Source organism: Alistipes sp. (assembly GCF_020026455.1).
In the GTDB taxonomy this organism is placed as follows: Bacteria; Bacteroidota; Bacteroidia; order Bacteroidales; family Rikenellaceae; genus Alistipes.
The window spans coordinates 139,376-149,771 of the sequence record NZ_JAHHQJ010000007.1 but is presented as its reverse complement, the minus strand read 5'-3'; the positions used below and the strand labels follow the sequence as shown (position 1 = coordinate 149,771).

Sequence of the window (10,396 nt, the reverse complement as noted above, 5' to 3'; positions counted from 1 at the left end):
CCTTGTAGGCGCAGCCGGTTTCGAATGGTCCAAGTGCCTAACCTCAATGCTGGGAACTTAATGCTGAAGCAGCACGTCTGGATCCAATGCTCGATCCCAAATGCCAGCCCCAGATACCGGGCTAAATGCCGGGGGAGGGTAGACGTCGGGATAAATGCTCGGCCCAAAATGCCGGCCCCAAATACCGAAGCCGAATAGCAAATCAAATACCGAACCCAATTGCAGCGGTCCGAATGCCGGGATTCAATGCCGGGCTGAACGTCGGGACCTGAATGGCGAGATAGGTATAGTTGCTGCCCGAATTGGGGAACGGGCCGCGGAACGCAGTTCGCGGATTGTGGAAATGCGCTGCTATTTGCCCTCGACGAAATCGAGGATCGCCCGGGCCGTGGTTTCCGGCTCCTCCAGAAATCCCATGTGCCCGCTGTTTTCGAGCCATACGATCCGCGCCTGCGGATGCCCTTCCACCAGTTTTTCGGCCGCTTCGATAGGGATGTAGTTGTCTTTGCGCCCGAGGATGAAGAGCTGGGGAACCTTCGAGGTGCGCAGCATTTCATTCCGGTCCTTGCGGGCAATCATGCCGTTGAGCAAGGCTACGATACCTTCGTCCTCGGTGACGGCGACCTGTTCGGTAAGGTCCTCGATGTAGTCTTTCATCCGGGTGCGGTTGTCCTCGGCAAAGCCCGCTTCGGGAGCCACGCGGGCCAGCATCTCCTTTTTCCCTGCCTTTACAAGGGCGATTTCGCGGTGGCGGTTCTCGGCCTTCTCCGGCGTGTCGGCGTTCGGGGTCGAGCTTAGCAGGACAACTCCGTCGAGCATCTCGGGATGCCGTTCGCAGAAGGCCAGGGCTACGTAGCCGCCCATCGAATGGCCGACAAGCGTGCAGCGGGGGATTTCCAGCGCCCGGAGCGCGTCGGCCACCGTGTCGGCGAGGAATTCCATCGAATGCTCTTCGCCCGTGACGATCGAGATGCCATGGCCGGGCAGATCCAGCGTGACCACGCGAAGCTCTTTGTAGAGAAATGGAACGAAATCCTCCCAAACGAGCATCGATTCGAGATAGCCGTGCAGGAGCACGACGCATTTGTCTCCCTTCTGGGAGTCGCAGACATGCAGGGCGGTGGGACCCGCCATGATGAATTTTTCGATCATTGCAGCTGAATTTATTCCTCCTCTTCGTCGAGGTAGTCGAGAACGGATTCGCGTTTGAGGGGCAGGATCTCCTCCTCATCCTCTTCGTCGAAACTGCTGTAAAGCGCGTGGCGCTCCTTGCCGCTCTTGCGCATCGGTTCGAGACGTTTGGCTTTCCGAAGTTCGTCCGCATCGTGTTCGCGGATTCCCTTTTGTGTTTTCATGGGGAAATGAGTACTTGGTTTAGAAATTTTCGGTGTCGAACACCCCTTCGAAGACGCGGCGTGCCGGTCCCGTCAGGCGGATGTCCGTATAGATTTGTGTTCCCTGTGCATGCGAAAACCGTACCGCAAGAGCTCCTCCGGGTACGGTAATGCGGAAATCGGTCGTCTGGGGCTGTAGTGCGAAGGCCGTCACGATGGCTGCGGCCGTGGCTCCCGTGCCGCAGGCGCGGGTCTCGTCCTCCACGCCGCGTTCGTAGGTGCGCATGCGGATCATGCCCTCGCCGGCGATCTGCACGAAATTGACGTTCGTACCCTGTGGGAAGCGTGCCGTGTCGCGGCGGATGGCGCGTCCGCGGGCGGTTACGTCGACCGATTCGAGGTCGTCGACAAATTCGACGTAGTGCGGGACGCCCGTGTTGAGAAACCACCAGCCGTCGCCCGTGCGGATCTCCCGCACGTCGATCATGCCCAGCTCGATCTCCCCCGAAGTGCCCTCCAGACGGCGGATGCGGGCGGAGTGAAGCCCGTCGGCGGCTTCGAAAAACTTGGTCTCGGTGCCGATGCCCCGATGTTCGGCGAACAGCGCGAAGCAGCGGGCGCCGTTGCCGCACATCTCGCCTTCCGACCCGTCGGCGTTGTAATAGCGCATCGAACAGTCGGTTTCCGCGTTCCGGCCGAGGGTGATCAGCCCGTCGGCCCCGATGCCGAAATGGCGGTCGCACAAGGCAGCAATAAGCTCCGCACGGGGCATGAAGCCGCCTTCGCGGTTGTCGATCAGGATGAAATCGTTGCCTGCACCTTCGTATTTCGCAAATGCCGTCTGCATTTTTTGGATGGTTATGTCTTGGCAAAAATAGTAAAACTTCTAAAAGTTTTGCTAATTTTGTGAAAAATATCCGCCCGGACGCGCAATGGCGGGCGGATTGTATGGTTTATGGCAGGATTCAAAAGACAGATCTCTATGAAAAGTGTGCTTTTCAAGCATCGTTCGATACGTAAATTCCGACCGACACCCATCCCCGAGGAGGTGTTGCGCGAGTGTCTCGAAGCAGCCTCGCGCGCTTCGACGTGCGGCAACATGCAGCTCTATTCACTGGTGGTGACCCGCGACGAGACGCTCCGCGAACGGCTCGCGCCGTGCCATTTCAACCAGCCGATGGTCCGTCAGGCCCCGTGCCTGGTGACCGTCTGCGCCGATATTCACCGGTTCACGATGTGGTGCGAGCAGCGCGATGCCGATCCGGCCTACGACAATTTCGCGTGGTTTCTGAACGCTTCGACCGACGCCCTGCTGGCTGCGCAGAACCTCTGCGTCGAGGCCGAAATGCACGGTCTGGGCATCTGTTACCTCGGCACGACGATCTACACCGCGGGCGACATTTCGCGGATTCTGGAACTTCCGAAGGGGGTCATTCCGCTCACCACCGTGGTCATGGGTTATCCCGACGAGTCGCCCGAGCTGACCGACCGCCTGCCGCTCGAAGCCGTGGTCCACTACGAGAAATATACCGATTACACGGCCGCCGAGATCGACGAACTCTGGGCCGAGCGCGAAGAGTCGGAGTTCACCAAAGAGCTGCTGGCGGAAAACGGCCTCTCGAATCTGGCGAAGGTCTTCACCCAGCGGCGTTACGTGCGCAAGGATAACCTGGCCATCTCGGAGTCCTATTTCGCCCTTTTGAAAGAGAAGGGATTTTTCAACAACTGATGCCGTGCGGGGCTTGTGTCGCATACTCGCCGCTACGCTGCTGGGCCTGCTGTGCTCGGCGTGCAGCGTCACGCGTCACATTCCCGAAGGCGAATATTTCCTGCAGAAAGTCCGGGTCGAGGAGGATAGGTCCACACGCCGCCAGGAACGCATCCCGGCTTCCGACATGGAGAAGTACGTGCGGCAGACGCCCAACAAGCGCTTCCTCGGGACGAATTTCTACGTTTGGCTCTACGAGCAGGCCGATCCCGCGAAGGACAATCGCTGGAACAACTGGAAGCGCAAGATCGGGCAGGCGCCCGTGACGCTGGACCTGGGGCTGACCCGGAAGAGCGCCGAAAACCTGAAGGTCTACATGGACTCGAAGGGTTTTTTCTCCTCGCAGGCGACCTATGAGATCGACACCGTTTCGCGCCGCAAGCGGGCGACGGTCACCTTCCGCACGCGCCAGGGAGAGCCTTACCGCATCGACTCCGTCTCCTACGAGTTCCAGGACAACTTCCTCGAACAGATCGTGCTGCCCGACACCGTCAATACGCTGCTGCATGCGGGCGATATTTACGACGTGTCGGTTCTCGATGCCGAGCGGGAACGCATCGCCGCCTACCTCAAGGAGCGGGGCTACTACAATTTTTCGGTCAACAACATCTCCTACGCGGCGCGGATGTTCGAGAAGGAGCGGCGGATCAACCTGCGGCTGATCGTCAAACAGTATCTCACGGGCTACGACGAGCGCGGACTGCCCGTGATGGACAACAACATGGTCTACCGCATCGACCGGATCAACATTTTCCCCGATTACGACCCCACAGTCGCACGGACCGACACGACGCTGCTGTCGCGTCTCGATACGGTCTACTACCGCGGTCTGAACATTATCTACGAGAAACGGCCCAACCTGCGGCCTTCGGTGCTCCGCCAGGCCGTCCCGCTCTATCCCAACTACGTCTACAACTCGGCGCAGGTCAACCGTGCCTATTCCGACCTGATGGCGCTGGGCTATTTCAAGAGTGCCAAAATCGCCTTCGAGGAGCAGCCCCAGTCGGCCGACGTCACCGATATGGTCTCCTTCATCGGCGCTTCGGCCGATTCGACGCAGACGCTCTACACGCGCGAGGGCTACCTGACGTGCAACATCCTCTGCACGCCGACGCTCAAGCAGAGCGTCAAGGTCGACCTCGAGGGCAGCACCACGTCGAGTTTCTACGGGCTGAAAGCCACCGTCGGTTATCAGAACCGCAATATTTTCCGGGGCGCGGAGTCGTTCGACCTCTCCTTCACGGCGGGTTACGAATTCATGAAGGCGCCCGATGCCCGGCGCAAACGGGCCACCGAATTCGGCGTCACGGCCGGACTGACCTTCCCGCGGTTCCTCCTGCCCTGGCGCACGGGCCGTTTCCGCTCGGTGAACCAGCCGAAGACCAAGGCCGAGCTGTCGATTAATTTTCAGGACCGCCCCTATTACGCCCGTACGCTTTCGAGTGCCGGCATCACCTACATGTGGACCAACAGCCGCTATTCGTCCTTCTCGCTACGGCCGATCGACATCAACGTGGTCGACATGACGCGTCCGGTCGATCCCGAATTTCTGGGCAACACCTCCAACAAATACCTGATCAACAGTTTCAAGACCCAGTTCATCGGAGGTCTTTCGTTCAGCTATGGTTATAATAACCAGCGCAAGAACCTGGGCGGAAACGCCACGAACATCCGCTTCAATGTCGAGACGGCCGGCAACCTGATCGACGCCGTCGAACATGCCTTCTTCTCGCCGGCCAAGGGCAAGAAGCAATATACGATTTTCGGCATCGAATATTCGCAGTATTTCCGCACGGATTTGAGCGTCAGCCGGAAAATCATGTTGGGAGGCGCTGCGGCACTGGTGGGGCGGCTTTACGGCGGAGTGGCAATGGCCTACGGCAACTCGTTGGCCGTACCTTTCGACCGCCAGTTCTATTGCGGCGGCAGCAACGGCATGCGCGGCTGGACGCCCCGAACCCTCGGCCAGGGTTCGGTGGCCAATCCCCACAACGATTTCCCGGTACAGACGGGCGACGTGAAGTTGGAAGCCAACCTCGAGCTGCGCTTCCCGCTCTGGGGGATGATCCACGGTGCCACCTTCTTCGATCTGGGCAACATCTGGTATATACGGCACTATTCGGGCGAGTCGGAAGATACGGTCTTCCACTTCGACCGCTTCTACAAGCAGCTGGGATTCAACACGGGGCTCGGTCTGCGTTTCGACATCAAGTTTGCCGTGCTGCGCCTCGACTGGGGTATTCAGCTGCACAATCCCAACAACCCCTCGGGCGAGCGGTGGATCCACAATTTCAAGTGGAAGAATACGGCACTCAACTTCGGCGTGGGCTATCCGTTCTGACGGTCGGCATTTCTACTGCTTGGCCTTGTACTGCGACGGCGACAGACCGGCATTGCGCTTGAAGTAACTGCCGAAAAACGACTGGTTGGGGAAATTCAGGTAATAGGCGATCTCCTGCACGCTCATGTTCGAATACTTGAGCAGCGTCTTGGCTTCGAGGATCACGTAGTTGTCGATCCACTCCGATACCGATTTGCCGCTGATGCGCTTGATGAGCGTGGTGAGGTATTTGGGCGTGATGCACAGCTGCCGGGCGTAGAATCCCACGCTGCGTTCGCGCTTGTAGTGTTCGCCGAGCAGCTCGGTGAACTGCTTGAAGTACTCCTCCGCACGATTGTGTATCGGGCTCTCGACCTCGGGATGCTCCGTGAGGTAGTGGGTCAGGATGTCCCCGACCTTGTAGATCGTCGCGGTGATCAGTCCGCCGATGATCTCGCTCGAAAAATCCGTCTCGGAGCCTTTCAGCTCCTGTTCGACCATCGAGATAAAGCTCCGGAGCGACAGACTTTCGGCGTGTGTGAGTTCCATGCAGGGGAGCGAGCCGAATTGCAGGAAAAGCGGCATCATGCGTTTGGTGTCGATGTTGATGCGCTTGAGGAAATCCGGGGCGATGACGATCAGGTGGGCCTTGAAGCCGTTGTTGGACTGTATCTGCAGGATGTGCTTGGGGCTGAAGATGAACAGCGAATCCTTTTTGAGGCGGAACTCCTGCAGATTCGACGTGAGCAACGTCTCTCCTTCGGTTCCGACGCCGATGATGAGGGCATTGAGACGGCTTGGGAAGCGGAATTGCTCCATTTCCGATGTGCTGCTCGCGGCGATGCATTCGCCCATGATTCCCGGACGCTGTTCTCCTCCGGCCATCGTGACGAGTTCGTTCAGACCGAAACTCGATATCGGCATTTCTGAGTTCATCTTGTTCATTGTTTCGCTTAAATTTCGATAAATATAATAAAAATCGAGAGAAAATCATTCAACAAGTTCGATTAATCGACTTTTTGAATACTCCAGCATGCTTTTCGACCTGTAGCCTCTGGAAACGAAAGCGCCGACCCGTAAGGTCGGCGCTCGATGTTTTGTCGGCGGATTTACTCCGCGTGAAACTTTATTTGGCGGCAGGCGCTGCGGCTGCGGGTGCATCGGTGATGCCCAGCTCCTTTTTCACGGCCGGAGCAACGTCCGTCAGCGTGGCCTCGTCGAAGTAAGCCAGCGATCCGGTCGACGTGTCGAACACGACGAGGAATCCGCCTGCGGCAGCTACCTTGTCGATGGCGCCTTTGGCCTTTTCGATGATCGGGGCGAGCAGTTCGTTCTGCTTCTTCTGGTAATCCTGCTGTGCACGCTCCTGGAACTCGCGGGTGCGGGTCTGCATATCGTTCAGCTCCTTCTCCTTCACCTCCTTGATGGCATCGCTGAAGGTGTTGTAGTTCTTCTGGAAATCCTGCAGTTTGTTGTTGAATTCGACATTCATCGTCTCGATGTTGTCCGACAACTCCTTGGCGAAGGTGTCCATGTTCTCCTGCATCGTCTTGGTCTCGGGCATCGCCATGATGATTTCCTGGGTGTTGATGCGTCCGAATTTCTGGGCGAAGAGCGACGTGGAGCCCATCACCAGCACAACCGCAAGGGTCAGTTTGATTGCTTTTTTCATACAGTTTTATCAGTTAATGTTTTGATGTCGGTTATTTTTTGAGTGCTTCGATTACCTGCTGGGTCCGCTCTACGGACGGATTGGTGTAGAGCAGCGTGGGGTTGTTCGCCGAGTCGAGCACCAGATCGGCTCCCGCCTGCTTGGCGTAGTTCTCGATGGTGGCGAAGACCTGCTTCTGGATCGGGGTGATCAGCTCGATGCGTTTTTTCATCAGCGTGCCTTCCTGTCCGAAGAGGCTTTCCTGATACTCCTGAGCCTCCTTCTCCTTGGTCAGGATGGCGTTTTCGCGGCTCTGGCGCGCAGCGGCCGAGAGCGAAGCCTTCTGGCTCACGTAGTTGTTGTAGAGCGCCTCGACTTCGGCAAATTTGGCGTCTACCTGGGTCTGATACTGCTTGGCGAGCTTGTCCAGATCGGCGATGGCCGTATTGTAGGCGTCGATCGACTTGAACACCTTCTCGCTGTTGACGATTATGTAATTCTGCGCCGCGAGTGTCCCTGCCGTCAGAATGAATGCTGCAATTAAAATCAGCCGTTTCATAATCCTGTTGTTTTAAAGTTAATATTCGGCCGGTTTCCCGGATTATGTTATAAATATAACTCTTTTCTTTCAAATTTATTGCCACGTCCCGTTTAATTTGGGCTTCCTTCGACCGGGAAGCGGCGATTTCAGCTGCCGGGTCGCGGGCATGCCCCTTCGGGCACCGGCTAAAACTGTTGTCCCAGGACGAAGTGGAACTGGCTGCCGCTCTTGGTCATGGAGTTTGCCGGAGCATCGAATCCGTAGCCCCAGTCGATGCCGAGCATACCCACCACGGGGAGGTAGAGGCGGACGCCGAAGCCGGCCGAACGCTTGATCTTGAAGGGCGAGAACTTCTTCCATGAGTCGAAAGCGTTGCCGCCTTCGAGGAATCCCAGCACGTAGATCTGCGACGAGGGCTTGAGGATGATCGGGTAGCGCAGCTCGGCGGTGTATTTGTTGTAGCCGCGCGAGTAGTTGTTTCCCGGGTCGAGTGCGCCGTCTTCGTAACCGCGCATCGCGATGATGTCGATACCGTAAATATTGTATCCCGACATGCCGTCGCCGCCGACTTCGTAGCGTTCGAAAGGCGAGACCTTATGCTTGTTGTAGCTGCCGAGGTATCCCATTTCGGCCTTGAGCATCAGCACGAGATTCGAGTTTTTCAGGAACGACTGGAACCACTGTGCCTTGAACTGCCACTTGTGGAACTCCACCCAGCGGTAGCGCTCCTGGTTGGCCCGGTCCGCCTCTGCGGGGGTCGACTTGGAACTGGTGGCTATCTGCTCCAGCCTTTTGTAGTCCTTGCCGTCCCAGAGCGAATAGGGGAGCGTGGCCTGCACCGAGGCGCTGAACTCCGAACCGCGGCGCGGGTAGATCGGCTGGTCGACCGAATTGCGGCCGAATACCAGTTTGATCGAGGCCAGGTTGGCCGCTCCGTTCGTCATCACGAACGACGACCAGTTTTTCAGCGCATAGCGCTCGTAGCTGGCTTCTGCGTAGAACGTGAAATAGGGATCGGGCCAGTTCAGACGCTTGCCCAGACCGGCTGCGACGCCGTAGGTCCGGAAGTGCTGCGTACTGGTCTGCCATACGTAGTAGGCGTTGTTCTGCTCCGAGAAGTGCGCCGAGAGGGTGAACGAGTTGGGTTTCTTGCCGCCCATCCAGGGGTCGGTGAAACTGAAGGCGAAGGCCTTGTAGTACGTACCGTTGGTCTGTGCCGAGAGCGAGAGCCGCTGGTTCTGGCCCATCGGGTAGGGGCGCCATGCGCCTTTCTTGAAGGTGTTCTTGATCGAGAGGTTGTTCAGCGTGATGCCGACCGAACCCACGAAGGTTCCCGAACCCCAGCCTCCGGCGATGTTGAACTGGTCGGAAGCCTGCTCTTCGAGCGGCCAGTTGATGTTGACCAGCTCGTTCGAGACGGGTTTGATGTCCGGCATGATGGCTTCGGGATTGAAGTGTCCCATCGAACCCAGCAGGCGGATAGTGCGCATCAGCAGTGCGCGGTTGTAGAGTTCGCCCGGGCGGGTGTCCAGCTCGCGGCGGATCACCTCGTCGTCGACGCGCTGGTTGCCCGTGATGCCGACTTCGTTGATGGTGAACTGCTTGCCTTCGAAGACCTTGACCTCGATATCGATCGAGTCGGGGGCGATGATCGTCTCGGCGGGTTCGATCTGCGACATCAGGTAGCCTTCGTTCTGATAGAGCGACGACACGGAGGTCGCTTCGGGATCGGTCTCCTTGCCGATGCCCAGCTGCTTGTGCATCGTCTTCTTGTCGTAGATGTCGCCCTTCTTGACGCCGAACATCTGTTGCAGACCCTCGGTATCATAGACCGAGTTGCCCACCCACGAGACGTTGCGGATGTAGTATTTGTTGCCTTCCGAGACTTCGAGATCGATGCCCAGCCGTTTTTCGTTGATCGGGTAGATCGAGTCGCGGACGATCGTGGCATTGCGGTAGCCGCGCGAGTTGTAGAAGTCGATCAGCAGCTCCTTGTCCGTCTCGTAGTCGTCCTCGTTGAGTTTGGCCCCCTTGAAGAAGTTGATCGACTTCTGGTGGGTCTTTTTGAAGGTGCGGCGCAGACGCTTGTCGTTGAACTGCTCGTTGCCGACGAAGTTGATCTTGCCGATCTTCACTTTCTCCTTGCGGTCGATCAGGAAGGTCACCGTCACGGCCTGTCCCGGGCGCAGCGTGTCGTTGTCGATGCGCACGTCCACCTCCGTGTTGCGGAATCCCTTTTCGGCCCAGTAGTTGCGGATGAGCTTCTTGTTCTTGTCGATGACGTAGTCCGAAAGTTCGCTTCCGCGCTTGAGCTTGAGTTTTTCCAGCAGGTCCTTCTTCTTGCCTTTCGAAATGCCCTCGAACTGCCAGTTGTAGACGCGGGGACGCTCCTTGAGGAAGACCTCCAGGTCGATGCTGTCGCCCTCGATCTCGGCGCCGATCTTCACGTCTGCGAACAGCCGCTGGCTCCAGAGCCGTGAAATGGCGTTGGAGATGAAGTTGCTCGGCAGGTAGATCGAGTCACCGGCGATCAGTCCGGCCGAGGCCTTAAGGTTCTCGGGGATGAGGTATTGCACGCCGTGGACGTTGACGTTGCGGATGTAATAGAGTCGGGGTTCGCCCTCGTTTCGGAACATCGGGGCGTTTTCTGAAACCGCAGGCTTCGGAACCGCCGTCGTGTCCTGCGGATTCTGCTCCTGGGCGAATATATTCGAGCAGCACAGCACGAGGGCAACTGCTGCCGTGAATATCTTACCGGAATAATTCATCTATTCAAATCTAG

General features: G+C 57.8%; 9 protein-coding genes. 2 read left to right on the top strand and 7 right to left on the bottom strand.

The window, feature by feature from the left end; genetic code table 11:
* Positions 1-351: 351 nt before the first annotated feature.
* The 3 genes from QZ460_RS06005 to dapF are packed head-to-tail and all read right to left on the bottom strand — an operon-like array spanning position 352 to position 2,181.
* Complete coding sequence (locus QZ460_RS06005; RefSeq protein WP_290540670.1) at positions 352-1,152, bottom strand: alpha/beta hydrolase; 801 nt, start codon at positions 1,150-1,152, stop codon at positions 352-354.
* 11 nt (positions 1,153-1,163) lie between these two features.
* Positions 1,164-1,355, bottom strand: a complete 192-nt coding sequence (locus tag QZ460_RS06000) for a hypothetical protein (protein ID WP_290540669.1) — start codon at positions 1,353-1,355, stop codon at positions 1,164-1,166.
* A gap of 19 nt (positions 1,356-1,374) precedes the next feature.
* Positions 1,375-2,181: a diaminopimelate epimerase gene (gene dapF / locus QZ460_RS05995; protein ID WP_290540668.1), complete on the bottom strand. Its 807-nt coding sequence runs from the start codon at positions 2,179-2,181 to the stop codon at positions 1,375-1,377.
* A gap of 135 nt (positions 2,182-2,316) precedes the next feature.
* On the opposite strand from dapF, the gene QZ460_RS05990 reads away from it, so the two are divergent.
* Together QZ460_RS05990 and QZ460_RS05985 are read left to right on the top strand one after the other, a co-directional pair.
* Positions 2,317-3,063 (top strand): nitroreductase family protein, encoded by a 747-nt coding sequence (locus QZ460_RS05990; protein WP_290540667.1) that lies wholly within the window; start codon positions 2,317-2,319, stop codon positions 3,061-3,063.
* 4 nt (positions 3,064-3,067) lie between these two features.
* On the top strand, positions 3,068-5,443 hold the full coding sequence (locus QZ460_RS05985; protein ID WP_290540666.1) for a BamA/TamA family outer membrane protein: 2,376 nt from the start codon (positions 3,068-3,070) through the stop codon (positions 5,441-5,443).
* 12 nt (positions 5,444-5,455) lie between these two features.
* Here QZ460_RS05985 and QZ460_RS05980 read toward each other — a convergent pair whose 3' ends face one another.
* The 4 genes from QZ460_RS05980 to QZ460_RS05965 form a co-directional block, all read right to left on the bottom strand.
* Positions 5,456-6,367, bottom strand: a complete 912-nt coding sequence (locus QZ460_RS05980; RefSeq protein WP_290540665.1) for an AraC family transcriptional regulator — start codon at positions 6,365-6,367, stop codon at positions 5,456-5,458.
* Between the two features lie 181 nt (positions 6,368-6,548).
* Complete coding sequence (locus QZ460_RS05975) at positions 6,549-7,094, bottom strand: OmpH family outer membrane protein (protein WP_290540664.1); 546 nt, start codon at positions 7,092-7,094, stop codon at positions 6,549-6,551.
* A 31-nt stretch (positions 7,095-7,125) separates the two neighbouring features.
* Complete coding sequence (locus tag QZ460_RS05970) at positions 7,126-7,632, bottom strand: OmpH family outer membrane protein (protein WP_290540663.1); 507 nt, start codon at positions 7,630-7,632, stop codon at positions 7,126-7,128.
* A 167-nt stretch (positions 7,633-7,799) separates the two neighbouring features.
* Complete coding sequence (locus tag QZ460_RS05965; protein WP_290540662.1) at positions 7,800-10,382, bottom strand: POTRA domain-containing protein; 2,583 nt, start codon at positions 10,380-10,382, stop codon at positions 7,800-7,802.
* Positions 10,383-10,396 lie beyond the last annotated feature (14 nt).

Bases quoted from the DNA above. Each gene is read 5' to 3' on its own strand.
- QZ460_RS06005 (WP_290540670.1), bottom strand. From the start codon at position 1,152: ATGATCGAAAAATTCATCATGGCGGGTCCCACCGCCCTGCATGTCTGC.
- QZ460_RS06000 (WP_290540669.1), bottom strand. From the start codon at position 1,355: ATGAAAACACAAAAGGGAATCCGCGAACACGATGCGGACGAACTTCGG.
- dapF (WP_290540668.1), bottom strand. From the start codon at position 2,181: ATGCAGACGGCATTTGCGAAATACGAAGGTGCAGGCAACGATTTCATC.
- QZ460_RS05990 (WP_290540667.1), top strand. From the start codon at position 2,317: ATGAAAAGTGTGCTTTTCAAGCATCGTTCGATACGTAAATTCCGACCG.
- QZ460_RS05980 (WP_290540665.1), bottom strand. From the start codon at position 6,367: ATGAACAAGATGAACTCAGAAATGCCGATATCGAGTTTCGGTCTGAAC.
- QZ460_RS05975 (WP_290540664.1), bottom strand. From the start codon at position 7,094: ATGAAAAAAGCAATCAAACTGACCCTTGCGGTTGTGCTGGTGATGGGC.
- QZ460_RS05970 (WP_290540663.1), bottom strand. From the start codon at position 7,632: ATGAAACGGCTGATTTTAATTGCAGCATTCATTCTGACGGCAGGGACA.
- QZ460_RS05965 (WP_290540662.1), bottom strand. From the start codon at position 10,382: ATGAATTATTCCGGTAAGATATTCACGGCAGCAGTTGCCCTCGTGCTG.